23 protein-coding genes and 1 pseudogene are annotated in these 26,716 nt (G+C 37.9%); 5 read left to right on the forward strand and 19 right to left on the reverse strand.

What is annotated here, in order from left to right:
* Positions 1-2: 2 nt before the first annotated feature.
* Complete coding sequence (locus G7B20_RS13765) at positions 3-1,067, reverse strand: ComEC/Rec2 family competence protein (protein ID WP_164111990.1); 1,065 nt, start codon at positions 1,065-1,067, stop codon at positions 3-5.
* A 402-nt stretch (positions 1,068-1,469) separates the two neighbouring features.
* Here G7B20_RS13765 and G7B20_RS13770 point away from each other — a divergent pair, with 402 nt between their 5' ends.
* From G7B20_RS13770 to G7B20_RS13790, 5 genes are all read left to right on the forward strand, one after another.
* Positions 1,470-1,973, forward strand: coding sequence for a toll/interleukin-1 receptor domain-containing protein (locus tag G7B20_RS13770; protein WP_164111991.1), 504 nt, complete (start codon positions 1,470-1,472; stop codon positions 1,971-1,973).
* Between the two features lie 24 nt (positions 1,974-1,997).
* Positions 1,998-2,351 carry a DNA adenine methylase gene (locus G7B20_RS13775; protein ID WP_164112057.1) on the forward strand — a complete coding sequence of 118 codons (354 nt, stop codon included), beginning with the start codon at positions 1,998-2,000 and terminating at the stop codon, positions 2,349-2,351.
* A gap of 109 nt (positions 2,352-2,460) precedes the next feature.
* Entirely contained in the window at positions 2,461-4,059 is a 1,599-nt protein-coding gene (istA, locus tag G7B20_RS13780; RefSeq protein WP_205600224.1) for an IS21 family transposase, read from the forward strand.
* Positions 4,060-4,088: 29 nt separating this feature from the next.
* Positions 4,089-4,820 (forward strand): IS21-like element helper ATPase IstB, encoded by a 732-nt coding sequence (gene istB, locus G7B20_RS13785; protein WP_164111992.1) that lies wholly within the window; start codon positions 4,089-4,091, stop codon positions 4,818-4,820.
* A gap of 676 nt (positions 4,821-5,496) precedes the next feature.
* Positions 5,497-6,264, forward strand: a complete 768-nt coding sequence (locus G7B20_RS13790) for a hypothetical protein (protein WP_164111993.1) — start codon at positions 5,497-5,499, stop codon at positions 6,262-6,264.
* Positions 6,265-6,290: 26 nt separating this feature from the next.
* Here the strand turns inward: G7B20_RS13790 and G7B20_RS13795 are convergent, their stop codons facing one another.
* The 18 genes and pseudogenes from G7B20_RS13795 to G7B20_RS13880 form a co-directional block, all read right to left on the reverse strand.
* The gene (locus G7B20_RS13795; RefSeq protein ID WP_205600225.1) at positions 6,291-6,428 is read right to left on the reverse strand and encodes a helix-turn-helix domain-containing protein; all 138 of its coding nucleotides are present in this window, start codon (positions 6,426-6,428) and stop codon (positions 6,291-6,293) included.
* 129 nt (positions 6,429-6,557) lie between these two features.
* Entirely contained in the window at positions 6,558-7,760 is a 1,203-nt protein-coding gene (locus tag G7B20_RS13800) for an AbiH family protein (RefSeq protein ID WP_164111994.1), read from the reverse strand.
* Complete coding sequence (locus G7B20_RS13805) at positions 7,760-8,998, reverse strand: putative phage abortive infection protein (RefSeq protein ID WP_164111995.1); 1,239 nt, start codon at positions 8,996-8,998, stop codon at positions 7,760-7,762. Before G7B20_RS13805 ends, G7B20_RS13800 begins: the two co-directional genes overlap by 1 nt.
* Before the next feature lie 23 nt (positions 8,999-9,021).
* The gene (locus tag G7B20_RS13810; RefSeq protein WP_205600226.1) at positions 9,022-10,611 is read right to left on the reverse strand and encodes a type I restriction enzyme endonuclease domain-containing protein; all 1,590 of its coding nucleotides are present in this window, start codon (positions 10,609-10,611) and stop codon (positions 9,022-9,024) included.
* 82 nt (positions 10,612-10,693) lie between these two features.
* A pseudogene (locus tag G7B20_RS19790) lies at positions 10,694-10,798 on the reverse strand (sigma factor-like helix-turn-helix DNA-binding protein); the annotation flags it as partial.
* Positions 10,799-10,864: 66 nt separating this feature from the next.
* Positions 10,865-15,193, reverse strand: coding sequence for a hypothetical protein (locus G7B20_RS13820; RefSeq protein ID WP_164111996.1), 4,329 nt, complete (start codon positions 15,191-15,193; stop codon positions 10,865-10,867).
* Positions 15,194-15,205: 12 nt separating this feature from the next.
* Positions 15,206-15,595 carry a DUF6375 family protein gene (locus G7B20_RS13825; protein WP_164111997.1) on the reverse strand — a complete coding sequence of 130 codons (390 nt, stop codon included), beginning with the start codon at positions 15,593-15,595 and terminating at the stop codon, positions 15,206-15,208.
* 5 nt (positions 15,596-15,600) lie between these two features.
* Positions 15,601-16,500, reverse strand: coding sequence for a radical SAM protein (locus tag G7B20_RS13830; RefSeq protein ID WP_164111998.1), 900 nt, complete (start codon positions 16,498-16,500; stop codon positions 15,601-15,603).
* A 157-nt stretch (positions 16,501-16,657) separates the two neighbouring features.
* Entirely contained in the window at positions 16,658-17,029 is a 372-nt protein-coding gene (locus G7B20_RS13835; protein ID WP_164111999.1) for a hypothetical protein, read from the reverse strand.
* Positions 17,030-17,245: an RES family NAD+ phosphorylase gene (locus G7B20_RS13840; RefSeq protein WP_164112000.1), complete on the reverse strand. Its 216-nt coding sequence runs from the start codon at positions 17,243-17,245 to the stop codon at positions 17,030-17,032.
* Positions 17,220-17,819 carry a hypothetical protein gene (locus G7B20_RS13845; protein ID WP_164112001.1) on the reverse strand — a complete coding sequence of 200 codons (600 nt, stop codon included), beginning with the start codon at positions 17,817-17,819 and terminating at the stop codon, positions 17,220-17,222. Before G7B20_RS13845 ends, G7B20_RS13840 begins: the two co-directional genes overlap by 26 nt.
* Positions 17,820-17,881: 62 nt before the next feature.
* Positions 17,882-18,760: a hypothetical protein gene (locus tag G7B20_RS13850; protein WP_164112002.1), complete on the reverse strand. Its 879-nt coding sequence runs from the start codon at positions 18,758-18,760 to the stop codon at positions 17,882-17,884.
* Positions 18,761-18,831: 71 nt separating this feature from the next.
* On the reverse strand, positions 18,832-19,602 hold the full coding sequence (locus G7B20_RS13855; protein ID WP_164112003.1) for a Cthe_2314 family HEPN domain-containing protein: 771 nt from the start codon (positions 19,600-19,602) through the stop codon (positions 18,832-18,834).
* 15 nt (positions 19,603-19,617) lie between these two features.
* Positions 19,618-20,958, reverse strand: a complete 1,341-nt coding sequence (locus tag G7B20_RS13860; protein ID WP_164112004.1) for a hypothetical protein — start codon at positions 20,956-20,958, stop codon at positions 19,618-19,620.
* 516 nt (positions 20,959-21,474) lie between these two features.
* Positions 21,475-22,812 (reverse strand): hypothetical protein, encoded by a 1,338-nt coding sequence (locus G7B20_RS13865; RefSeq protein ID WP_164112005.1) that lies wholly within the window; start codon positions 22,810-22,812, stop codon positions 21,475-21,477.
* Between the two features lie 73 nt (positions 22,813-22,885).
* Positions 22,886-23,200, reverse strand: a complete 315-nt coding sequence (locus G7B20_RS13870; RefSeq protein WP_164112006.1) for a hypothetical protein — start codon at positions 23,198-23,200, stop codon at positions 22,886-22,888.
* 336 nt (positions 23,201-23,536) lie between these two features.
* A complete protein-coding gene (locus G7B20_RS13875) occupies positions 23,537-25,042 on the reverse strand; it encodes a class I SAM-dependent DNA methyltransferase (RefSeq protein WP_164112007.1) in 1,506 nt (501 codons plus the stop codon).
* A 4-nt stretch (positions 25,043-25,046) separates the two neighbouring features.
* A complete protein-coding gene (locus tag G7B20_RS13880) occupies positions 25,047-26,708 on the reverse strand; it encodes a DUF262 domain-containing protein (protein ID WP_164112008.1) in 1,662 nt (553 codons plus the stop codon).
* Between the last annotated feature and the right edge of the window lie 8 nt (positions 26,709-26,716).

Consider the following 26,716-nt stretch of genomic DNA (forward strand, 5'->3'; position numbering starts at 1 on the left):
TATTACAACTTGATTTTAAGAACTTTATTACTTTTAGGGAATTTACATTCAAAATTGAACCGGGTCTCCGCATATTTATCTACCGCAAATAGATTTCTAAAGCGCAAATCGTCGTGACTGAAATAAAAAATGATCTTCTTCTTCTTATCACGATTCGGGTGCATCAGAATTTTAGCCAATACCTCTTTATCAGGAATACTATATTGGTTATCTCCGTTAGAAGAAATAATGAATCTCCTGCACTGTACAACATTAAGTAAATCCGTATGGTAATTCTTTCTACTTCCATGATGTGATAGCTTCATATATTTTACTTTTAGAGGCTTTTCCTTTGAATATCCCCCCCTAATTGCCTCTAGCACAACACTCGGATAAGAATCTCCCAGCATAAGTAAACGCTTATCATCTTCTTCATAAAGAAAGGCGATACTGCTTCTGTTGATCAAACCATGTTCACCTCTATCCTCTCTAGCATCTTTGATTGCGGCTAATTTTTCTATTGTTTGTGCATCTTTAACGGATGGATCAGAAACATACTCAGGTGGATCACCTCCGATATACCTCTTAAATTCAATTTTCCACTTCTGCTTCAGTTCATCAAAGGTTGTTTGATCAGGAGATAGGATTGTCAGTTCAGCATCTCCAAACTTTATCGGCTTAAGTATATTGATAATGTCTTGTCTTCCCTTGATTTTAAATTTTTGCAGGTATTTCCTTAGGTCGAAGCCTTTACCGAAGCTTAAAAATGGAGAATCATCATTCAGTTTAAAGGTATCGAAAAAATTGAACCAGAAACGTCCTATCAGCCTTCCATTATCGCCGGTCTGTTCCTCCCTCAGATATTGTACGGCGCCATTGATATGATCTGCATCCAGATGAGTCAGGATCCATAGGTCAATCTGTTGTTTATTTTTTTTTATAATTTCAACCTGCTTTTTGACTTTCGGATATGATTTCATAAATCCACCATCAATAATAATATTTCGAAACTTTCCCTTTAAATCTTTATGGGTTAATACAAAAGCATCACCACATTTGACAGGCAGTATTTTAATTTTAGTACTCACATTCAATTATTTTTTAGTAGCTGGTAAATGATATTTAGACTTCTGCCAAAAAAATCCTGGCTATTAATAACGGGTTCGGTCTTTACTGCATCCATATTTAAGTCTCCTCCAAGATACTTGAAATCTAATAATGAATCAAATAATATTGTATGCCTTAATGAAAACTTCCAAATTGGATGGCATTACGATTTTCCATAACCTACCTTCTCATAGAAAACTTATTCTGGCAATCAAGATAATTATTGTTATTCAACAGAAAGTTATTATCTTGATAAAGCTTTTCTTACGCAATACGGAGGTGATGATGTTTGGAGCGATTAGTTGCGTTAAAAAATTAGTTAGCGGTGATTATTTACATAAAGAACGTTTAATTAAAAATACTAACCTTAATTTATAAATTTAATGGCACAATGTACAGCCCCAAGAAATGGGCACCGAACAGCAAGTGGCGCAGCCAACTGTCCTGCATGTAGTAGTAGAAATAGTTATAGGTCGAGTTATTCCTATCCATCATATGATTCGTATTCTTCAAATAGAAATACTGGTTCATATGGAAACTACAGTTCCGCAAAAGGAAGAACTCAAAAAGCAAAATGTTCAAAATCAGGCTCTTCAATTTATTATACACCCGCAGAAATAAATGCATTAACACCAGTAAGAAAAGTTGTTGAACAACGCGCTGAAAGACCAGATTTAAGAGATATATTTCTTTGTCACGCATGGGATGACAGAAAAGCATCTGCTTTACAATTACACGATTTACTTGTTGCTAATGGAGTTAGCGTTTGGTTCAGCGAAAAAGATATTCCATTAGGAGCCTCTTTTCTTCGTGAAATTGACAAAGGTTTAGCAAAATCAAAAATTGGTTTAGTGTTAGTTACACCAAGCTTTCTTAAAAGAGTTTGAAAATGAAGCTGATTTAGCTGCAAGATTTATTTAAACCGTACCTGCTTTAATGGTTTGTACCGAGTTAATTTAAAAGGGCAGTTCAATGTACCAATTGGCTCTAAAGACAAAGTTATCCTAGATACTGATAATTTTGAAAGAACTGCTAAAGCTTTGGAAAACGCAGAAATTGTTAACTCTGATTTTGAGAGTATAATTGACCGCGCGGTAGATGGAGATCTTGTTTACATAGATCCTCCTTACACGGTAAAGCACAACAATAATGGCTTTGTTAAGTATGCATATTCCGCACCATACTACACCACCATTCCGCTGCAAAGTACACCAGTGATTCCGCTGCAAAACACACCACTTTGGTGTAAATTTTCAGCAGCCTAATTATAAGTTGACGGTCTTTTAAACTGTTTTAGAAAGACTGCCATTCCGACACAAAGTGCACCAATAATTCCGTAGCAAACTACTCCACTGGATATTTAAGAAAAAAAGATTGCTAAGTTGGGCCTGTATTAGACCTAACGATATGGCAAACAGACCTCTAAATATGCAGAAGATAAGACAGATATTGCTGTTTTTGGAACGCGGCTTTTCCCAGCGTTCCATCGAAAGGGAGACCGGTATCAATAGACGTACCATTGCGAGTTATTTACAACGCTTTGCAGATAGCGGACTAAGTATTGCGGAACTTCTCCTGTTTGCTGATGCCGAGCTGGCGGCTTACCTTAATGCGGGCAAAACGGAATCAATAGAAAAAGATCCCCGTCGGATACATCTCGAATCACAGTTTTCCTATCTGCTTTCTGAACTCCGGCGGGTAGGTGTTACGCGTCAGCTTTTATGGCAGGAATATATCAATGAATATCCCGGTGGCTTTGGTTATTCGAGATTCTGCGAGCTTCTTCAGGAACATATCCGCAAACAGGGAGCCACCATGCGTTTTGAACATGATCCGGGCAGGCTGCTGCAAGTAGACTTTGCTGGTGATATGCTGCATTATGTGGATACAGACAGTGGTGAACTGATAGCTTGTCCCGTTCTGGTCGCCGTATTGCCTTTCAGTGGCTATAGTTATGTGGAAGCACTCATTAATGCATCTCTACCACAGGTATTGCGGGCGCTTAACAATGCCCTTGACTATTTTGGAGGTGTACCCTTATCGGCAAAATCGGATAATATGAAACAATGGGTCGTACGCAGCAACCGTTACGAACCAAAGTTCACCGATATGCTGGAGCAATGGTCCAATCACAACAACATAGCCCTTCTTGCCACACGTCCTGCAAAGCCACGGGATAAAGCATCAGTGGAAGGTGCTGTAAAAATAACCTATCAACGGATATACGCACCACTTAGAAATGAGGTGTTTACCAGTCTGAACGAACTTAACCTGGCTATACGACTACAGCTTGGGGCACACCATCAGAAAAACTTCCAGCGCAAGACTTTCAGCAGAACAGAGCTTTTTGAGAGTAGTGAAAAACCGATCTTAAATCCGTTGCCGGAAAGTTCTTTCATAATGAAACACTATACACGTGCAAAGGTGCAGCGTGATTATCATGTGGTACTTGGAGAGGATTGGCACTTCTACAGTGTACCTTCCAAACATATCGGAAGCACGGTAAATATCATTTATTGTACTGATACCGTTGAAATCTACATCGGAAGCACCCGTGTAGCCCTTCACAGGCGCAGCTATAAAAAACACGGTTATACGACCGACAGAAATCATGAACCACCACATCACCGCCATTTGCGTGACCGCCTGGCCTGGAACCCTGATGACTATCTTTCAAGGGCTGATAAATACGGCGTTGCCACCCGAGAATACTTTCAAAAGGTGATGGACAGCAAGCTGATCATAGACCAGTCCTATCAGGCCTGTCTGGGGTTACTCCGCTTGGCCTCGCTTTACCCTGACCGGATAGAAGCCGCCTGTCAAAGGGGACTGAAAGGTCACCGCTTTAATTATATGGCCATAAAAAATATCCTGGACAACAAAATGGATATGCTGGAAAAAGATGACCGGCCCACTGTCGGTTATACCATTCCGCTGCACCGGAACATCCGGGGTGCCGATGAATACAAATAAAAAAACAGACACATAAACCAAAAACAGAAATGAACACAGATCAAACTATCGAACAGCTCAGATCAATGCGCCTGACTGGCATGGCCCGCCGCTATGAAGCAGTCGCCGCCTTACCGGTACACGAAACCCAGGATGTCCATGAACTATTGGGATCTCTGGTACAGGCAGAACTCGAATACCGAGACCATACCAGAACCCAGAAATATCTCAAAGCCAGCCGGCTCAGGTATAACGCTCTTCCGGAAGAGATCATCTGCAATGCAGAAAGGGGGATCACACGAGAACAGGTACTTCGACTTTCAGACGGCTCTTTTATACATCGAGGAGAAAATGTTCTTATCACAGGAGCAACAGGATCGGGCAAGAGCTTCCTGGCATGCGCGCTGGGACGATCTGCCTGTCTGCTGGGCTTTAGAACTTTATATTTCAGTATGAACCGCTTTATGGATACTGTTGTACAGACCAGGCTTGATGGAACCTACCTGAAATGGATAAAGGGTATTGCAAACCAAAAACTGTTGATACTGGATGACTTCGGGTTAAAATCTATAGACGCCGACACTAGGCTCGCACTGCTTGATATACTGGAAGACAGATATGGAAACAGTTCCGTTGTGATAACTTCTCAGTTACCGATTGAAGCATGGTACAACTTTATTGATGAGCCAACACTTGCGGACGCGATAATGGACAGATTGACAGCTTCCGCACACAGACTCCCGCTACAGGGTAAGTCTTTGAGAAAGAAAAAAAATAATTAAGTTTGAAAAGTTAATACAATCCAGTTGTAAAATAGCTCGGGTTATTGGTCACTAAATCTGGTGTACTTTCGTCCGGAATCCGTGGTGTACTTTTGTCGGAATATTCAAAGTACAATGAACAAATGTTTACCTGGGCCGACCAAGTTCGTCTAAGTAAAGCTATTAAACGAGCTAGTGATAGAGGTGCACATATAATTCTTTCTAATGCCGATCACCAATCCGTGCGAGATCTGTATCTCGAATTTGGAAAAATTGATTCCTTATCTAGAAACAGTGTAATTGCTAGTGATCCTCTTAACAGAGGAAAATACTCCGAAATTTTAGTGACCTTATAGATTTAAATAGTTTTTCATTTTAGTTTTTTAACAATGAGTAAGGGATGTATATCTTTGTATCCGCCCTATGAACTACAGTTCGGCTGATTTTTGAAGTTCTGAGGATAAAGATCCTTTAGGTTTTTAGGTTTATTGACATTATATTTTCCAGCGTACGCTTTAACCCTAGGAAAGGACTATTAAATTTATAAATTATGATTTAAAAAACCATAACTAACAATTGCGCTAAAAATACAATAAATTAAACTAAAAACAATTACCATAAAATATTGTATTATTAAATAGTAATCAAAGAACTAATCAATATGAAAAGACTAAATTTATTATTTTTAGTATCCTGTATGATTTTAGGGTGCCATAACAATCAAAATGAAAGTAGTTCAGAAACTAGTTCATCTAATGAAAGTGATATTATAGATAGCACTACATCCGCTCCTAATGAGATGGATACTGACCTATCACAAGTTGGATCATCGGATTTTAAAAGCCTCTTTATTGAGTCTGTGGGCGACACTCTACCTAGTAGTATGGTTGATAAACTCTCTATGACAAAAACCAAAATCCTAAAGGGTGACGTTAATGAACTTATTGAAAACACTCCTTTAAAAGAAGAGAAATGCCCCAGCCCTAAACAAATCAATCAACTACGTGACGGTACTATGCTGAAATATTTCAAATTTAATAAAAACAATAGCGCAGGTGCCAAAGCGTTTGGATTTGGCGGGGAAATTGGAAAGAAGGAGCTTTTAATAGTACACGAGTTCGCTCGTTATGGATCATTTCCTTGTGACGGCAAGAATGAAAAGTATGGTATAGGACTTAGGTGTTTAATTCATATTAAATCTATCAAATCTAAAGTTAACCTAGATAAACTTAGTACTATAGCGGCTAATGTCGAACTTGGAAATATAGCTGCATCCTATGCGTTAATCTCTCTTGGATTCCCTATGCAGGGTGAAGATTTAGCAAACGGAACACAGCCCACTGGAGAGTACAATATTGAAAACTACGTTAAGCTAACGGCAACTTTTAGTAAAATGATGGGACAACTAAATGACGACAATAAAATGATCATAGCCCCAATATCGATGAACTATTATACACCTTAAAAGTCTATTCAAATGGATCTTGTTAATTAGCGTATTAAAACGCCCTCGGCCATCTTTTTAAGGTAGGACCTCCCCGTATTCTTACTCATTCCCAGAATGCGGGCGATTGTTTTTATACCGTTACCGCTCTGGTACAATCTGATTAATTGTTTTATCTGACTCATTCGTTTTGGTTTTCCAGCCATCAGTGATCCAAATTGTTTGATCACTAAGTAACAAAAACTACTCGCAAGGGGTCAGCATGCTCCAGCGCAATAAACTTAACAGGTGATTCGGGACTTACTCAATATTGCTTAGCTCTGCGGAAGCGCATTTTTATCGTTAAACTCTACTATTAACTTACGCATCATTCCTTTGTTACTAAAATGTCGACCAATATTGACTATTTTTTCATGAAAATCTGTCGATCCATCTGGCCGCTGATAATGGAAAATCTTGATAGACTTACAATTATGATGGTCAAATACCTCCTTAAACATTGTCCGATCAGATAAGCCACAAGAATGCCCTATCACATATACTTGATAGGTATCCTCATTTAGAAACCGTATTAAGTTTCTATAGTTTGGCGTCCTCAAATATTGATAGGATTTGATATGATCGAATAGTTCATTCATGCGTTGTTCTTCAAACTGCATGTATTCTTTGTCATGCTCATCCCCAAAACCAAAAATAATAGGATTGTCAGGATTATTTAGTTGTCCGTGGATATGGTTTAGTTCAATTTCGGAAAAACTCCGTTCGTCCATCACATTAAGGTACAAATCCAATGTATTGGTGTAATTGAAATTGAGAATGTGTGTTGTATAATCGTACTCTCCATTTTGTGATATATCCATAAGTTGCTCATTGATTAATAAATCGGCATCTATTACAGTATCAAAGTCGGAAATAAGGAAAGGAGATCTGAATATGTCCAATACATCCTCATTTGGAACTGGTACATGTCTTTGCTCTTCAAGTGTTAAGTATTCTGCTAATTTCTGTTTTAAAAAATCAAAAGCTTTATTCAATAAGCGTACATAGTCTACATCACGTGAGTTGTCAGCATGGTTATATTTTTTCAGTGTATCAAAGTACTCCTGTTCAATATCCACCCACCCACAATCAATACAATTTACAACTAGCTGTTTTAAAAAAATAGATTTAAATTCCACTTGATGAGGTGATATTTCAGATATTTCACGAAATTTTTCAATATTAGTCGGAGAACCATACTCTTGAGTATGATTAAAATCTAAGTAAGATTTTAAAATTCCTTTTTCATACAAATATCTACTTAATCCCATTTCACCACATTTTCTCCCCAAATCCATCAACCTATAATGTTCAAGAACCCTTATCCGAATAAAATCATCTTCAAAAAAATGACCATTATCATATAAACCAGCCCCGTTAAAACATTGGTCTAAATACCAAAATATAAAATCTTTGTAGGTAGTCCTCAAGCCATGTGCTAAATCGAATCCATTGCCGATTAGGATTAATCTGTTCATTAGCGATAGACATTTTGATTTAAATTAATCCTTTCTGAAGTTTCCTTCTCATATTCATAGTCCACATTGGGATAAAAATCATTAATACAGTATTTTTCCCTATAACTTCTTGGTATATTTTTAATCAAATCATATTTAGTTATCCATTGTTTATTCTTATCCTTTTGTGATAATTCCCAATCTCTTCCGAATATTGATATGCTATTTAAATACATCATGATTTGCTCATGATTACTATACAATGACCTTAACAATTTAGAATATTCCCATTTCTTATCATAGTCAATATTTCTATCATTGAAATCATCTATAAACTTTATAAGCATATAATTTTGACGATAGTAATGCCCGAGTTTACTCTGATGACCATTATGATACTTAATTTCATCTGATTTATTTGGGTTCGAACAATCAGTTAGCTCTAATTGAAATTTTTTATCAGCCCAAAAGGATTTACCATCATCATTTTTTGAAAATCCTTGCAATTTATAGCTTAAGCAGTTTGTTAATTCGTTTATAAATTCCTGATTGTATTTATCCTTTAATAATATTTGAATTGAATCACGCCCACTTTGTGAAACGCCAAAAAACACCACAACATAAGCTATTTCTAAATGAATTAGTTTGTCTACATCCTTTGTGTAATTTTTTATAGAATCTAAATATTTTACATCAACAAGTTCCTGATATCGAAATTTATCGCCAGTTTTCTTCAAATAAGCCTTCATAAAACAACCAATATCATCATATGCAGATTTAAACTCTTGATGTAAACTAAAGAAATAGTCTTTTCCTACAAATTCCTCTTTTGATTCACGGCTCTTCATTTTAAAATGGTTAATAGTATTATTATAATTGTCAACCATCTTAAAAAGATGTGATTCAAACTGTTGTAACTTAAATTGGTCCTGAACTTGTTTATTAGCTTGATATTGCGCATAAAATGCTAGACCAGTCATAACTACCGCTGCTAATGCGATAAATGGGTTCATTATACCCCCTATTGTATCACCAACAAAGCCAGTTTTATCTGAAAAATTAAATAGGCCTAATTTATCTTCCTGAGTAAATACAAATGGTGCTATAAAAGAAAATAATACTGTAAGAATACAAATTATTACTAATGTTCTAATCAATAAATCACTTTCGCGGTTTTTTGTAGGTGTTTTATAACAAAAAAACGAAATATAAGTAGTAGCAATTCCTAATAACCCACCTAGTACAAGGTCATAATTCATATAAATATATTAGTAAATAAAACCTATTTTGTCAACTCCTTAGCCAAAAGCTCTGCTTGCTTCAGCACCGTTTCCGTAGCCAATAGCTGCATATCAGGCGGATAACCATATTTCCTCAAAAGACGCTTTACAGCTACTTTTAGTTTAGCACGTACACTCTCCTTGATCGTCCAGTCTATCGATGTGTTATTTTTTATAGTTTCAGTCAGTGCTACTGCTAGCTCCCTCAACTTGTCCTGCTCTATCAGCTCCTTAGCACTATCATTACTAGCCACTGCGGTATAAAACGCATACTCGTAATCGCTCAATCCCATTTTCTTGGGCTCATTGTCCATCTCTACGATGTCCTTACTTAGTTTGATCAACTCATCGATTACCTCCGCAGCAGTCAGGATTTTATTATGATAGCGATTGATGGATAGCTCCAGCATCTCTAGTAATTTTTTACTTTGGACTAGGTTGGTTTTCGTTCGGGCTTTGATCTCGTCGTTCAGTAGTTTCTTCAAAACCTCTAATGCGACATTTTTGTGTTGCATATCTTTGAGTTCCATTAAGAACTCGTCAGACAAGATCGAAATATCTGGCTTCTTAATTCCAGCAGCATCAAAAACGTCAATGACCTGATCCGAAATAAGTGCCTGATCGATTACCTGTCGAATGGTCGTCTCCAACTCCTCATCTGTCCTGCCTGTTCCTGTAGAATCAAACTTGGCCAATCGTGCTTTGACCGCTTGGAAAAAGGCCACCTCCTCTTTGACATCCATAGCTTGGTCATGCGGTATTGCGATAGCGAATGCCTGTGATAAAGCAGTTACCTCATCGATGTAGCGTTTCTTACCATCATCCAAACCTAATATATGATCCTCGGCACCTAGGATCAAAGATAGTTTGGTAGAGGTGTCTGCGTCGAAATAGTCTTCATAAGGGAAGCCGTGGTACATGGCAGATAGTACTTCGATTTTCTCGAGCATCAATGACACCGCTTGCTCTTGAGCTACAGCAGGATCTCCTTTACCGCCGGCATCGGAATAAAAGGACAGTGCTTTCTTTAAGTCTGCGGCAATACCTAAATAGTCGACAATAAGGCCTCCTGGCTTATCCTTATAGACACGGTTTACGCGAGCAATAGCTTGCATCAGATTGTGTCCTTTCATCGGCTTATCGATATACAAGGTATGCATACTTGGTGCGTCAAATCCTGTCAACCACATATCACGCACAATAACCAACTCCAATTCATCATTCGGATCTTTCATACGTTCGGCCAACATCCGACGTTGGTCTTTGGTCGTATGAAACTTGGTCATCGCAGGTCCGTCCGAGGATGCAGAAGTCATAATCACTTTGATCTTCCCTTTCTTCAGATCATCCGAATGCCATTCGGGCTTGAGATCTATAATGGCATTATACAATTCTGCTGCAATTCGTCGACTCATGGAGACGATCATCCCCTTACCTTGAGAAACTTCCTGACGTTGCGTAAAATGGGCTAAGATATCAGATACAATATTCTGTAATCGATTTTTCCCACCGATCAGTTCACCAATCTGGCATAAACCATTATATATTTTTTCTTGTTCTTTACTCAGTTCCTTGAGTGATTTGATCTTCATTGCGATAATTTGTTTTGCTGGTATTTTTGTTGCTGGAGTTTTTTTTGAACTTCAGTACCATCACTCCTGCAGCAATCTGGCACTAGCGAGCAGCAAATTCGGTTTTCACAACGCTCAATGCTTTTGTGATGTGCTTTTCAACGGTGCTTACCGAAATATTCAGGCGTTCGGCAATCTCCTGCTGGCTGAACTGTTCAAGCTTGGTCTTTTAAAAATCATTTAAAAAAATCTATAATTCGAATTTTGCCATAGTCTAGGTTGTTTTTTTAGTATCTTCTGAAATATTTCGATTATTCATTTCCCCAGCTGAATACACATGGACCTGCTGGAAATCGGCATAGGACAAATCACCATCCGGATTCTTCCTGTCCCAATGTTCGATCTGTCCTAGTGAAAGTTCCCTTTCCCCCCAAACTGCCCATACCAGAGACATCCCCAATTTCTCGAGTAGTGAATCCAGCAGATCTTTTTTCAGAAAGAAAAGTCGTTCGCTGTTCTTGTAGGATTTTTTCTGGTAGGAATTCTGAAAAGTAACCCTTTCGCCAGACGCATTCATGAGGTCTCTGCTTTGGGGTATGGTCTTCAGCGCTAATAGATCCGATAGCTCCTTAACTAACGTGATGCCCCCTGTGAAGTTGTCATGCAGGGTCTTTCCGGGAGTACTCAGATCGCAAACCGGCTCCAGCACGGAGATCTTCAGGAACTCCTGTATAACTTTTTTGACCATCACTGGCTCCTTTCGCACTTCCACACGTTCAAATTCCTCATCGCTGAGTTCCCTGCCTTTTCCATGGCTTTTCGGAAAGTTGATGCCAGTTAATTTCAAACTGTCAAAAAATGAAAGTTCGTATACACTACCATCTAAATAGAATTTCTCTTGTAGCTCTTCAACTTCGACCGTTTTTTCAGAAACCACGAAGCTGAGTGTCTGTCTACCTTTGACATCAAAATTACTGCTCCAAGGGACCTCGCCAGCAAAAATCCATCTGCACTCGGCCTTTTCAGGCAACCATCGTCCACCCAGACGCTGCTTCTGCAGCGCTTTTATAAGTTCGGATTCCTGTTCCCTCGACACAAAAAATGCCCTGATAAAACCGAACATGCCCCTCCCGCGGTGCTCATCCTGCTGTCCGATATAACCGTCCAATAGTACCCAGGGGCCCTGACCGGCTTCGAGTTCGTCCTGTCTCAAGAAAACACTAAGATCAGGAATTTTTCCATTTCTGACCCAATCTTGAAGCGGGATATCGTCGGTTCCAAGAATGTCTAGGTCAACAATCCTCGCCGAAGGCAAAATATCAGGAAAACTCGGATCAATATCGGCATCAAATTCCCTTCGGTCCTGATAAAATTCCGTCAGTTCTTCGCCCTTTGGCCTTTCTCTCAAGCCCATTTGTTCAAAATATGCAATCCAGGAGTACTTTTTGCCATAGCGGTCTACCTTCTCCATCTTGTTGCCGTCATGCCGGTCATAACCATTACGACTGTTTTCGATTATCTGGTCCGTCTTTCCAAAATCCTTAATCGACCAGCCCAGATCACAGATCCTCCACCAGACCTGAGACCTGATTTTCTGATAGCCCTTGTGCTTAAAATCATAGGTATGCCTGCCTTCTGCAAGGTTTCCCAGAACATAGTTCTCAAAATCCATTCCAAGCGGCCAATCTCCTGCCGAGCTCTGCTTGCTCGTAATCCTTTTTACTTTTGGTTTGACAGTTAGGGGATGTATACGGTGGATTTCCGATAGTTCCTGCTCACTGAAGACAGGTGTCGCAGATCGCCCGGAAAGTTCAATTATCCCGCGCGCATAATCCAGAATCATCACGTGCGAGGTCACATCCGATGCCTCTTCGGCAAAAAAATTCCCGTGCAATTGCCTAGCAAATACCGACAGTACCTCCTGAAAAGTACCTTCTTCGTCGGGATTTACGAAAAGAGCCATTGAAGCCCCGTAGCTCGCAGCCAGCATACGTTCGGGTACATAAGGATCATCGATAGCCAGCGACCGAATGGTCATTTCAAAAAGGCGTTCCACTGCACCCCTTCCATACCAGTACAGCGCAAGGGTAGCGAGATGCCTCAGCTTATGACTTGTGCTTGTCAACATCCACATCATCCAGTTTGCACGTAGCTGATCGGCATTATCTCTTTTTCCTAGGTCCTTCGACCATTTATCAATGGCTTCATTCAGGTCCTCCTGAAAACCTTTCTCGTTTCTGCGCAACCACTCTGACCAAATAAGGTCGCGCTTGGCGCAAGGTAATTCTAAGAGTACAGCATCAACAAACATAGCATTTAGCGGATGCTTTTCAGCATCGTAAACCCCCATCAGGTTTCCAAGATAATTATTCCGGTGGGTTGGAGATGCCTTGATCGCTTCGGAGATCGCTTCAAGGGTGGCTTTGTCAAGATGCTTTGGCTCCAGTAACACGGTCTGTTCCAAAGCTTCCGCACGAAGTGAAGGAGCCGCGACCTGCCAGAGTTGTATGCGATGATACTGTGGAGCTAATGCAACAAGGAACCTGATGATGTCTTCCCTGAGCGGATGTTGTGTGGAATAGTCCAGGCCAAGAGCCGTTTGTACAACTGCACCATTCAGCCAATCTCCAATCGTATCTCTGCCATTGATTGATATGATGTATTTAGCTATGAGGAACCCGCCGAGTAGATCATAGGTAGGAATAATCTCTAACTGACCAGGAACTTTGCCGGTCATACGCAGTAACAATCCCTCCTGCTCCATAAAGTGGACCGCACTATTGGTCCATATGTTCCGCTCATCTCCAATTTCGATTCTGAACTGCTTTTCGCTGACAGCCCTAGCCTTTGAGATCCACATCAGTCTTCCGAACGCATCGAGTTGATTGATGATGTCCGCCTGAAGGTACCGGCAGTGTCTTGGGGCCAGCTCTTCGATGCGGCCTGCGGCCTGCTCGATGTATCGTTCGAAAAGGGCAGCTAATGAACGTGGTACTGCCTCCATCCCGACCTTCTTTTCCCTAGTGGGATTGGTGACCTCACAGAATATCCTTAGAGTTAGTGGATGGCTCAACAGGTTTTCATAGACAAGTCCAGATTGTGCATCGATCTTGAAATATTCAAAATACCTCGCCATGGCATCACTCACATCGTCACCGAAGTCTGGTATTTCCACAGTGAAAGTTCCATCGGGAAGGGACAAATCGACAAAAGGTTTCGGCTTGGGGTCATCCATATCATAATAGTACCTGTGGTCATCCTTTCTTCCGCTTCTTTTTTGTTCACCGGACCTAAGTGTACAGATCAGCAGTACGCTCGGATAAATCTTTAATACCGGTTCTAGGGAACTCAATAATAATTTCCATTCCCTTGGATCCTCAGCCTCGTTCAGTCCATCGATTACGATAGGCAAGATACACTTGGCTCGCTCGGCTGCTGCGTTTACCGCTGCTAATAGCGCTTGCATACTTGGAACAGGCGTACCGTTGATTACAACCTTTGCTGCCAGGTTATCGAGCGAACTTCCGTGAACCAGATACCGCCCCAACAACAGAATGCCTGCCGGTCTATTGTCAGTAGACGCAGTCAACTCCGCAGATAGCTGCGTTTTCCCCCCCCCTGCATCTGCTACTACACCGACAAGTCTCGTATTTAAAAAATCCATCACCTTTTCCAGAGCCTGGATGGATTCGTGAAGGTCCGCCAGTGCATCTGTTGCAATGAGTCCGATCTGAATTCTGGCTCCACGTGCCTTTCTGGGGAAACTGTCAACCTGTTTAATCTGCTCTTCCAATCCTGATGATATGCCTTGATGAAGGTGCAAAAAATTGCCATCACTAAGCTGGTTATATACAGTGTCAAGCTGATCGGCAAACGAGAGTACACAAGATTGAAACTCAAAGGTCAACTCCTTCAGTTTCTCTGGTACAGTGTCAAGGCGCAGCTGGATCTCATCATAATTTTCCCGCAAAGCTTCCGCCAGTCTCCGTAACTCTTCCCACGCCGTAGGGCTTCCTAACATGCGCTGAAGATAGCGCTCGGCATCTACCTCCTGATGTACTTGTGGAAACCAACGCTTTTTGATCGGTGCGACAGACTGCTCATGCTGCAAATGCAGTTGTTGTGGCGTGAGGATAAGGTCTCCAAAATAGGTCCGTTTGAGCTGTTCCCCTTCCAGGTTCAGCAGCGTCTCGGCTTCATGACTGGTCCATAAGTGAAGCCTTACTTTTTCGCTAAGCCCGTAAAACCAGATCTGGTCTGACTTGGTCAAAGGACGTCTGGTCCAGAGCACCCAATCGGTCAGATCTGGTGTAGCATTTAGAGTTTTCTCCAATGCATCCTTGATCTGCGAGCGACGCGTCTTGCCGATGCTCTTACCGCTCAGAAGATCGTACCATTTACACTGCCAACCATAATGGCAACCTGCACCCCCAAGCTTGCAGTCGGTATGCAGCTTAAGTTCAAATTCAATTCCGGGCTGGTTCAATAGCGCCCTGAAACTTCCAAAACGCCCATAATTCAACCATACAAGAGAACGGCAGAGCATCTCAAAATTATAAGTTGCATCACCTGGTAGCGTTTCAAAAACAGACCAATTAACCATAGTTCATCCTCTTTAACGTCCTTCTCCAGTTCCTGTGTAAGTATGCGCTGAATACACTTCTACCTTTGCATTGAATTCTATCAATATTTTAAGAAAAGCAGAGAAATCCGACTCTTCCGTGGTAATTACAATCCGGTCATCTTTGAGCTCAGCCCTTGCATCATAGTTGAACTGATCAATCTCCCTTGGTGCCAGCGTGTAGACCTTAAGGGTCATTAATAGCTCGCGTAGTGGTTTTGAAAACCGAGTTCCGTCCTCATAGCTTTCCTGTGAATCGCTCAGATATTCCTTGATCTGTTCTATCGCATTATTCGCATCTTCAGCCTCCGCTTTGGTCCTGAAACTGCCGATCATTACCAGATTGGCCGAATGTTCCGAGCCATATGAATTCCAAATTTTCATGTCATTTAAATTAGTTGTGCCAAATAGTTTCTCATTTTTTCCAGGTTCTCTATTAGGCTCTTTCCGCAAATGTCTATTCCATCGTGACGGTAACTGGTTCCCCTTAGCCTTCCCCTTGCATCGACAAATGCATAAGCCTGCAATGGATCGCTGTCATGGAATGGTTGAGCGACCGGCATATCCTCTGAACAATTCTCGTTGATCCTCAATGGCAGCTTGCCCGAGTATGTAGAAAGAAATGTCCTCAGATTTCCGAGTAAGTTTGTTGAAATAGAACCAGTAAAATCTATTTCCGGCAAAATCAAAAATTCTGTAGCGCCAAACTGTTCCCAGTAGCTGATCGCTTCCGAAAGTTCCGGTAAAGTATCACAGTTTAGGACATAGTTCACTCCAAATGGTGCAATCGATCCGATCAGCTCCATCTGTGAAAGAAGACCTGCAAATGATCGTCCGCGGAGCCTTTCGTAGGTTTCACCTAGCCCATCTACACTTACGCGGATGAAGTGTACATTTCCTTTCAGCTGTTCTGCCATAGTAGCAGTAATCCGGTGACCATGGGTGGTAAAAGAAACAGCAAGATCGGTATTGGCATTTGTAAATTGACAAAGCTCTGCAAATTTTGGATACAGTGTGGGTTCACCACCTCCGAATCCAACGCCAAGTGATCCGCCACGATCAATCTCTGTAATCCAGTTTTTGAGGTCTTCCATCCTGAGTTCCGACCTGTCCTTGGGCGCATAGCAATAGGCACATTTCAAATCACAGACATTGGTAAGCGCAAATGAAACATGCCTAGGTGCTCTCGACCAGCTGTCGCTAGGAACATTCAGCTCGTCGATCAGGATATTCGCACCGGATTTCCTATTGAACAAGTGAACGCCATTTTCATCATATCGGATTTTCATTTAAGTATTAATTATAAATTAGAGCTTGTAATTTATAAAAAAAGTAGGATAAAATAAAATTGGATTGCTAACAAAGATGGACTTTGAACAAATGGAGGAACCGATGGCTTTATAGGCCAAGTTTTGGCAATTGAGTTCATGAACAATTTTGTTTATTTTACACTTTCGAAGAACTCAACAACCTCTTATTTTCAGAATTCAGAATCTCTCTTTCTTCATATCTAACAACAACTTTATTGATCTCCACAACAACCGAAGAGCCCTCTTCAAAAACAAAATCGCCTGGAGAAAAGATCGTGTAATTAGACTTTCCAGTGAAAGAACTTTTATATTTTATTCCACCATACCCATTTCGTAGCAATTCTTCTGCCATAAGTTGAGTAAATATATATATATGATCTCCATCGGAACCACAAGGTTCTGAAACAAATTCTCCTAAACTATAAATCTCAAAATAATCATCTAAAAGCTTGTCGTTGAACCAGTATTTAGATATGTCTACACTTGTGAAATCTAAAATTTTCAACATTTAGTTTTGTCTAAATCCTCCAACTGAAATTATATCACCTGGATTCGGTCTAATTTCATTAATAGCAGTTTCTATATCCTCTGCTAGGTAGAGAAATGAAAACCCTTCGCGATTCATACGTCCCTTTCGAGCTAAATAACTTGGTGGAGAAGATATCTCCGAAGAAGTGTAAGGCGTATACTTTATTCGCTCACCGACTTCCAATAAGCCCATCATAGCCCTGCTCAGCGAATCCTATTCGAGCTCTATGTAAAAATAAGTCTGTAACTTCTACTGTAAGGTTAGCAATTGCATTTTCCACGACCTCTTGAATAATTGATAATGCGGTGAGGTAGTTTTTGGTGGAAATACTTGCTTTTAATTTTGATAAACGACCGTTATGGCTATTTTTAATAGACCAGTAAAAACCAGCAGGAAGTCCATCAGGACCATAACCATAAAACAAAGAAACTCCTTTTTCAGGCTCATAGTACGCTTCGTAAAATATAAATTCTATGATTTCGTCAGCTGTATCATCATTTTTATAAAAATTGTTCGAAAAGAACGGTCTATCATTCCAAATTAATTGTGAGGGATTTACTCCTCCCCAGTGTGTATTATAATCCCATTCATTATAATTCAATCTAGTAAGAGACCGAACAGCCTGCATAAAAACAACATCATTGTAAAGATCAATTGCATACACATTGACAGCACCACATGTTTCACAATGATTTAAAATCATCCCATTATTTCTCACATATTCTATAAGCTTATCTTCAACTAAGCATTTCTCACAAATTGATAACATAATATTCTTGTATTGTATTAAAATCAATAGTTTTAAATTATTGTTAGATATTTAATAAATATCTATTCTTTTCCATTCAACTTTAGATCATTAAAAATAGCTTGACCAGCATCAGATTGAAATAAGGAATCAGGGTTATTAATAATCTCTTTCATAATTTTATCCTGTTGTGAGTCATTAGCCTTCGGTAGTTTAGATATTGCCCTAGCTCTTTCCACAAGAGTCTGTATAAAATAGGTATCAGTGATACCTTGTGGAAAAGATATTGAAGATTCAATAGGCCTGATAATAAAATCAGAATTGATATTCGGTTTGGGGCTCTTAATTATTGACCAAAAAACAAAACGTAGAAACTTACAATAGACAATTACATAATCACCATTATCGTCTGAAAATACTGTTGCATCGATTGTCCTGGTAAAATAATACTCTAAACCTTCTACACCTGTGTCATGATGACGTATTCTATCACTCAGAAATAGATTCAAATCAGAAAACTTAGGCGCATATGTATGATCTATTAAATAATTTCTCCAATCTAGTTCGACCTCTTCTAGAATCTTTAAAAGTCGGTTATTTTTTATTTCAGGTACATCTAGTTGTTCTAACAAAACACGCCAGAGTACCGAAATTGAAAAATAGTACAAGGTTTGATCATACTGTAGTGTATCTCGCTTCTCAACCATAAAAGGTTTGAAAATATTCTCAGCAAACCATTTCTCTTTAATGCTAAACAATTGTTCAGCTTCTTGAGATAAATAATATTTTTTTGCACCGTCTTGTCGTCTTTGGTTTGGCTCATTGAAAGCACGTAGATATCTCGATCCGGTAGCTTTAAAATAATCCAAAACAAACTTAGGAACAATATGACTATGTTTTAACTCACCGAATGTTCCAAACAGTTTACAATTTCCAGTTACAGGTCCTTTCTGCTTTTTCATAGATGTTAATATTTGAATTAGGGTATGGTTGATCTATATTACACTTTGTATATATAAATTATGCTTATTTCTTAGTTCTCCATTGAATCTAGGACAAAGCCTTTATGTATAAGTTCCGATTTTAATGACCGCATAAAAGCACACATAGTATTTAAAGAGTTACGCATTATTCTAACCTGTTCTTCAAAACTGGTCTTATGTCCTTTACCTGCACCATATGTCCTTCCATCCTCAGAAACGCTGCTTCTTCCATCTGCATCTAACATTGAAAAGGAATGCGTCATGGAGTTGCGTATAGTATTCGCTTCTTTCATTCCCGATTCCATATCGACAACAATCTTGTGAACATTCAAAAAATCGCCTCTTTGCAATCCTGTTTTTACATTCTCCAAAGTGACCACAAGATCTCTTTTGTGCAGTTTTGTTTTATTGCTTTCCGCTAGAGATAATTTCCAGGCCAGATTTATAATCTGTAGCACTAAATCACGGGTAGATATTAAATAATAAAATGTCATCTCGCTATAAAGTTCGTATTGCAGAAGATTAATCATCTTACTCTCACTTTTGTAATCTTTAGGAGTTAAAGCGATCCCTCTATGGAAATTCACCATGGCATTGATAAACGACTGTCTGAGGTTCCAAGTTTTCTTATTGAGGAGACAATCCCACTCATGCAGATTTTGTATTTGATTAACTTCAGCAATAGTCTTTTCTCTATTCATGAGCAACCTTAATTCCGACACCCATGGAAAGCCAAAATTATTATCAATAGACGCTTCATCTGCAAACTTACTCCACTCCTCTTTCGTAGGATAGGAGTAACTGCTCATTCTTAATATCATATTCTATATTATTATTTATTGCTCTACCCAAGGAACTCTTTCACCAGAGTCAGTCCATTTATTTACGCTTGTACGATTATTATATGATTCTTTATAATCTAGTATGAAAAGAATTGATAACTCAATATACCAGATTCCCAAATGAAGTATTTGGAACGTAATCTTACTAGATACTTTAAGCATTTTCTTTCTCTTGTTTACATCGCCATGCACAAGTGCATTTCGGATTTCGGTTATAGCCTTTGGCCCATTGTCAGACTCTAGGTACAAGATTAACTCATTATAGGATTCAGGAATATTTATGGAAACATTTATTTGTTCTAGGATATATGTTATCTTTCTTTCAGCACTCAACCCCCTTGCCGATTTCTTATCAACTAGATTAAGACGTTCTACGATGAGCCAATTGAATATTAATTCTAAAGCAGTTTGCATAAGAATTATAGCACCTTCTAATTTCCCTGAATTAGAATTTGCCTCTACATACCAATGTATCACAGTTATTAAAAAGTCGCGATCCAGTTCGTCTTTCCAAAGTTCATTAAATTTACACCATAAGTCTTCAAAGACAGGAAAGTGGATTAAACTCCATGAGCTGACATATAGATACGGTTCAACTGTCTCTTCTGAGAAATCTATGAACACGGGTCGCCCATCTACCATACCTGCATTCATTATCGTACTAGCCTTCCTCCCATTAATAAAACTCAAAAAGACAGGTATAATGTACTTAAACTCTGTGTAAGACAACCTCTGATTAAAATCAAACCTCCCAGTATACAGGACATCATATTGTCCGTCAATTTTCAATTGACTATGCCGTTGCTTAAAATCTTCTACTTTGTCCATCACGAGAAATGGATTTGCTTTGGAAATCAAAAATCTGTCCATAGATCTCCTTGTAGTAGTTCCATTTATATCTTTGAGCAATTTCCCTCCAGATAATTCTCGTAAGTTTGGAATTGCAAACAATAAGTAATCAGGTTCGACATCTTCTATTTGCCAAAAAAAATCTCGTGATACACCTTGGACAATTGATTTTTCTGGATCAGAGCTTATAGTTGAGTTATTAATAGTCAAACTACCACAATCTCTATCTTGTATAATAATTTTATAAACAAAATTATTTATACGGAATGGATCCGATGCCGAAATTAATCTACCGCTTACAAATACGCGTGGGTATCGTACTAACTTATACTCCACCTTTCCATGCAATAAAACTTCGTTATGCTCGCAATGCAGTCGTATCTGACCCTCATAGATTAGATAAGTGCCATCCTCGATTATGATAGGGTGTTTTAGTCTTTCAGGGTACTGCTTTGCTTCTAAGCTGCTTAAATTGGTTTCTTTCACTTTATATTTTAGCTTAACATTGAATTTAACAAAAAGAAAAAACAATATAAGGCAAGATCGCTGATCCCATTGCTTTTAAGAATATACAAGTTTAGTTATGGGCCTTTTTCTTCCCATGCACCACAATTTAATGTAAAGTCTTTCTTTTCTCCTTAAAACAAACTTGTACTGATCAGTAATAGGTATCTTTCTTGTTTCAAATGGTAATATAGTAAATAGTACTAGGTCGCCCTCATTACCTAAATGAATTGATCTACGATTGAGTCTGAAAATTGTTTTACGACTACTGGTTAATATCTCGTAGCCCTCGATCGTAACACTCTTTGATGAATCGTTGTACAAAACAATTACATTATCGACATCTGCTTCGCCTGTTTGATAATATGATATGCTAAATCTCATTCTTGTCCTAGCAATCTCGCGAATTGCCAGAATAGTTGACATTAATGCCGCATATGCTGCTATTAAGTCAGCTGGACCAATGTTATTTAAATTTATTTTCATTTCTATTAAATATTAAGAAATACCATGCTTTTCAAATAATGATATAAAGAAATTCTTTATCATCTCTCTATTACTTTCAACAAGTTCGTATCCTCCAAATCGATATACTTCATACCCCATGAGCTTGAGGTCTCTATCCAGTGAAACCATTTCTGCATATCTTAATGGAGAAGCAATATCACCATCGGAATAATGCTGTTTCCCGTCTACTTCAATGACAATCCTACAATTATTTGGAAGCAAAAGAAGAAAATCCATTCGCTGTCTTAATAAATATTGAAAACCAAACCTCTTTACTGAATAAGGGTCATAATGCAGATAAATTTGTGGGATTAAAGCCGGTAGTTTTTTATTATAAATTGGTGATAACTCCTTAAAGTATGTCTCAAAAAGTACTTTTTCCGGAGGTGACGCTAATGAAGATGATAATCTTGATTTTAAAGATTTAGCGGTTTCTAAACTTGGTTCTGTTTCTAATTTAGCGGCATACCAATCAACCATCTCTACAAAAGTTAATCCCTGTGACCTAATTTCGCGTTCATAAATTAAACATGACTCTTCGTTCTTAACTATTTTAATTACGTTACTTAAAGCATCATCGAGTACGATATCTGGCTTAAATCCATTAGATGCAAAAATTAGATTCTTTACGACATTATCAACTCCACCTTTCTTAAAAACCTTATATACTATTTCATTTGAGATTCGATCAGTTGGTAAAAAAACATACCCGTCCTCTTGAAGATGTTCATTAATCAACTTTATGAGGTAGTTTGAATCAGTATTTTCTCTTGCATAAGGATGTACAATTCCCTCTAGAAATGCAAAAAAAGCTTGATCTCTTTTTTCATGTAACTTTAATTCTTTTAGAAGATCAGGTAATTCAGGGTCTTTAGTCTTTTTATTAAAAGATACGTCTCCTAAAAACGCAGCGTTCATAATATCATCAAAGTTTACAGGAGCACTATACCGTAGATTACAATGCTTCATAAACTCAACTACAGTCAAACGGCCATTAAGATTATCTATCTTGAACAGTTCACTTAGTAGCTTTTGACGTGTCAGGATAGATATCTTAAAATACTTACCCTCGAAATAATTATTCAGGCTCAAAGCAACTCCATCAGAGTCATAATCAACAATAACTTTCTCTGCTAGGTCCAGTATAAATTTATCATCTTTTCCTCTAAGCACAGAGAAAAGATATTTCTCTTTGCTACTGCTTCCTCCCGAAAAATCCTCTCCATTACAAATGCTATATCTGACACAAGTGCTTTGAATATTGTAAGATTTTTCTGTTGCTAGCTGAGATGATATCTCAGAAATAACATTCAATATATTATTCTCCATTTTTCAATCCAATTCAAAAAACAACACCTACAATGAATTAATAAAAATCTCTTTTGTAACTTTGTGTCAAATTCTATCCATTGATCATTATAATATTCTTTGAAATTTTGTGCTTACCAATAAGCTGCGTCAATATATCAAACTTGATCAATTGAAATACATCCTCATTGGAAGATACAGAATAATTGACGGGGTAAAGTTTTATGGTGTGATATTGCTCTACTTCATCTTTGAATACCTTATCAAGGAATGTAGTCTTGCACTGCTCAGATAGCCCAGAGAATAAGATACGGTGATTGTCAATGTCTGCAAGGTGCTCTTTGAACTGCTGCTCCAAAGAATCCTGGTTAATAATAAACGGTTCGGCTTGTACTGCTTCCATATCCATATTTAAGTCTCCTACAAGATACTTGAAATCTAATAATGAATCAAATAATATTGTATAAAAATACAAGACTGATAGATAACTTTTGTACGGGAAACCGTAGTGTCCATTGGCTAAAAAACTAATGGATGAGATGAGGCGATTGTTTACCACTAATAGGTTTATCTGGTATGGTTAACGCAATCTAATCTTCATTTTAATAGCAGACTAAAACTAAAAACAACAATTTCTTGTCAATCCCGAACATTCAAGAACCTTGGACTTTCAGAAAAACAAAATAACAATAAGGGAGGCTTCTTAGCCTCCCTTATTGTTTATTTAATTAACATTAAATAATTATTATAATTCTTTCATAATCTCTCTGAAGCTACCTAAAGCAGACTCTATATTATCTACAATTTCTTGAGCCAAAATATCAGGTTCCGGGAGATTGTCTAAATCAGTTAATGATTGATCTTTTATCCAGAAAACATCTAATGAAGTTTTATCTCTGGCAATGATATCGTTGTACGAGTATTTTCGCCAACGACCATCAGGATTTTCTTCTGACCAAGTTTGTGTACGGTTGTAAATATTTTCTGAATTGTAGCATTTCACAAAATCTTGTAAATCGACTTCGCTTAATGGCTTTTTCTTTAAGGTATGGTGTACGTTGGTACGATAATCGTAAATCCAAACCTCTTTTGTTTGCGATTCTTTCGATGCTGCTTTATTCGTAAAAAATAATACATTTGCTTTTACCCCATTAGCATAGAAAATTCCTGTAGGTAAGCGTAAAATAGTATGAAGCTCCGTTGTTTCTAATAAACGTTTGCGTATTTCTTCACCTGCTCCACCTTCAAACAAAACATTATCGGGTAAAACTACTGCTGCTTCTCCATTAATTTTTAATAAGGTTTTGATGTGCTGTAAGAAATTCAACTGTTTATTGGAAGTCGTTTCCCAGAAGTCTTGACGATTGTAGCTCATATCATCACGCTCTACTTCACCATCTTCGTTGGTAACGGTATATGAACTTTTTTTACCAAAGGGCGGATTAGCTAGGACATAATCATACGTATTTGATTCAGATGATATCAAAGCATCAGATGATTTAACTAATGGCTCACCATCAATCTCACCGATACCGTGTAGGTACAAATTCATTAGACACATTCGACGTGTGCTGGCTACAATTTCGTTACCATGAAAAGTTTTCTCTTTTAAGAATTTCTTTTCATCACGGTCTAATGCTTGTTTACTTAGATAATCATAAGCGGCCAAGAAGAAACCACCAGAACCACACGCTGGATCAATAATGGTTTTCATGGGTTTGGGGCGTACACATTGTACCATAATATTAATTAAAGCACGTGGTGTAAAGTATTGCCCTGCTCCAGACTTGGTATCTTCAGCGTTTTTCTCTAATAAACCTTCATAGATTTTACCTTTTATATCTGATCCCATTGATGACCAATCTTCTTGATCAATTAAATTAAGGACACGCAATAACTTGGCAGGATCTTGGATTTTGTTTTGGCTCTTTGCATAGATTTGCCCTAACATCCCTCTCTCTGAAGAAAGTGTACGTAATAATTGCGAATAGAAACTTTCTAATTCTGCTCCATTTTTAGCACGTAAACTCTCCCAATCGCATAAATCACCATTAGGAATTTCATTTCCTTCGATGTCTTTGATGCGAGGTAATTGTATGTTTTTACTGTATGGAGGCTTATTTAATTCATCCACCATCTTTAGGAACAACAAATAGGTAATTTGTTCCAAATAATCTCCATATCCTACACCATCATCACGCATGACGTTGGCAAGGTTCCATATTTTTGATATAATCGCTGACTCTGTCATTGTATTAAATTGTGAAAATAGTTTTAATTCTAGCTTTTAGCCATTCAGCTCTGCTATTTATGGTGTTTTCGTCCCAAATTGTGTTTTCTTCAAGCACTCTTTTCGTAATTTCAAACGAAGTTTTTCCATCTATACCTTTACCATTGTAAATTTCTTGTTTATCAGAAAAATTACGGTTACTAGCTTGAATGTTTTTAGTACCTGATAATATTGTTAGATTGCCTAATGAGTTTAATAGACGAATTGCTTTATCTTCTGTAAAAGTATCTTTCCACTTTAAGTCTTCACGATTCCACTCTTTTGGTAGAATATGTTCTGTATGTAATTCTCTAGTAATTGGAATAAACTCTCTATCGTCCTGTTCAAAATATTCTACTGCTAACAAAAGTGGCTTGTGCCAATTATTAAAATATAAGCTTTCATTATCAAGGAATACTTCGTAGGATTCATACTTACTTATATTTTCTTTTATCAAATCAATAATTACATCAACAGGTTCATTTCTTTTAATTGCTTTGATAATATTGAAAGATGTTTGCTTAATTCTATTTAATGTACCTCCGGCTATCCAACTTTGATAGTAATATTTTCTAATTACCGATTTCAACTCATCGGTATACAAATAATTTGTATGCAATGCTGTTGCCAATATCGTTTTCCAATATATACTGTGATTTAGATAGCGTAAAAGCGAAATGTTTTTGTCTTTTGTATCGTTATTAATCTCCAATAAAACTTTAGCATACTTTTCTATATCTAAAATTATTTGTTGAGTATTTTTCCCTTTGAATTGTTCTTTTAACTCATCTTGTAATGCTCTGCGTGGGTTTTCTGCTTTTAGATAATATAAATAAAGACTAAATATACTTTGTACAGACTCGCCCGAAAGCTCCGCAGTAGTCTCAATACGTTTCCATACTTCTACAAAACTAACTCGCTTGGTTTCATCTAAATTTTGCAGCAAATGTGCCTTAATGATATCAGCAGGAGTTAAATCTAACCCTCTATCATTTAAAACTGAAAACAATTTAATAGCAAAACCTTCGTCAAAACAAACAATACGTATGAGCGTAACATTATTGAAAAAGTATTCAATAAAAGAATTGAAGTTTTCAATATAATATTCGTCTGATGGATTTTGAGAATTTTGAATTAACTCTTTAAAGTAAAATGTATTTTGAAGAAATCTATTGTTAGTAATATCCTTTTTTAATGCAGAAAAGTTAATGCCATTTATAACCGTTTCTTCAAAATTTGCTTGGTTGTTAAGATGTGTAGTTAATATTAAACGGTCTTTATCCTCGATGTCATCTTTGATACAAGCATTAATTAATGCTTTATATTTAGGTAATAACTCTAAACCTAAATCACGTAGTGTACAAAATAAAATAGTTAATGTGGTTAAACGCTGTTGACCATCTACTACTTCGTAACCATTATCTTTTTTTACTACCACTACCGATCCTAAAAAGTAGTTGCTATCTTGAGAAGTATCATTAGTGTGATTATTATACGCTTCTACTATATCATACCATAATTGCTCTACACGTTCTTTATCCCAAGAATAAGGACGTTGATAAATAGGCATATTATAAAAAGCATCTGTATCTCTAAATATCTGTTGTATGCTTTTATTATCGGGTTTAAATATATCTTTACTTTCCATAAATGGTT

The organism is Sphingobacterium sp. xlx-96, from assembly GCF_011007365.1.
Taxonomy (GTDB): Bacteria; Bacteroidota; Bacteroidia; order Sphingobacteriales; family Sphingobacteriaceae; genus Sphingobacterium; species Sphingobacterium luzhongxinii.

What these genes read in the sequence shown, in the direction of transcription:
- G7B20_RS13770 (WP_164111991.1), top strand. Translation starts at nt 1,470, where the DNA reads ATGGCACAATGTACAGCCCCAAGAAATGGGCACCGAACAGCAAGTGGC.
- istB (WP_164111992.1), top strand. Translation starts at nt 4,089, where the DNA reads ATGAACACAGATCAAACTATCGAACAGCTCAGATCAATGCGCCTGACT.
- G7B20_RS13790 (WP_164111993.1), top strand. Translation starts at nt 5,497, where the DNA reads ATGATTTTAGGGTGCCATAACAATCAAAATGAAAGTAGTTCAGAAACT.
- G7B20_RS13795 (WP_205600225.1), bottom strand. Translation starts at nt 6,428, where the DNA reads ATGAGTCAGATAAAACAATTAATCAGATTGTACCAGAGCGGTAACGGT.
- G7B20_RS13800 (WP_164111994.1), bottom strand. Translation starts at nt 7,760, where the DNA reads ATGAACAGATTAATCCTAATCGGCAATGGATTCGATTTAGCACATGGC.
- G7B20_RS13805 (WP_164111995.1), bottom strand. Translation starts at nt 8,998, where the DNA reads ATGAATTATGACCTTGTACTAGGTGGGTTATTAGGAATTGCTACTACT.
- G7B20_RS13810 (WP_205600226.1), bottom strand. Translation starts at nt 10,611, where the DNA reads ATGAAGATCAAATCACTCAAGGAACTGAGTAAAGAACAAGAAAAAATA.
- G7B20_RS13820 (WP_164111996.1), bottom strand. Translation starts at nt 15,193, where the DNA reads ATGGTTAATTGGTCTGTTTTTGAAACGCTACCAGGTGATGCAACTTAT.
- G7B20_RS13825 (WP_164111997.1), bottom strand. Translation starts at nt 15,595, where the DNA reads ATGAAAATTTGGAATTCATATGGCTCGGAACATTCGGCCAATCTGGTA.
- G7B20_RS13830 (WP_164111998.1), bottom strand. Translation starts at nt 16,500, where the DNA reads ATGAAAATCCGATATGATGAAAATGGCGTTCACTTGTTCAATAGGAAA.
- G7B20_RS13835 (WP_164111999.1), bottom strand. Translation starts at nt 17,029, where the DNA reads ATGTTGAAAATTTTAGATTTCACAAGTGTAGACATATCTAAATACTGG.
- G7B20_RS13840 (WP_164112000.1), bottom strand. Translation starts at nt 17,245, where the DNA reads ATGATGGGCTTATTGGAAGTCGGTGAGCGAATAAAGTATACGCCTTAC.
- G7B20_RS13845 (WP_164112001.1), bottom strand. Translation starts at nt 17,819, where the DNA reads ATGTTATCAATTTGTGAGAAATGCTTAGTTGAAGATAAGCTTATAGAA.
- G7B20_RS13850 (WP_164112002.1), bottom strand. Translation starts at nt 18,760, where the DNA reads ATGAAAAAGCAGAAAGGACCTGTAACTGGAAATTGTAAACTGTTTGGA.
- G7B20_RS13855 (WP_164112003.1), bottom strand. Translation starts at nt 19,602, where the DNA reads ATGATATTAAGAATGAGCAGTTACTCCTATCCTACGAAAGAGGAGTGG.
- G7B20_RS13865 (WP_164112005.1), bottom strand. Translation starts at nt 22,812, where the DNA reads ATGGAGAATAATATATTGAATGTTATTTCTGAGATATCATCTCAGCTA.
- G7B20_RS13870 (WP_164112006.1), bottom strand. Translation starts at nt 23,200, where the DNA reads ATGGATATGGAAGCAGTACAAGCCGAACCGTTTATTATTAACCAGGAT.
- G7B20_RS13875 (WP_164112007.1), bottom strand. Translation starts at nt 25,042, where the DNA reads ATGACAGAGTCAGCGATTATATCAAAAATATGGAACCTTGCCAACGTC.
- G7B20_RS13880 (WP_164112008.1), bottom strand. Translation starts at nt 26,708, where the DNA reads ATGGAAAGTAAAGATATATTTAAACCCGATAATAAAAGCATACAACAG.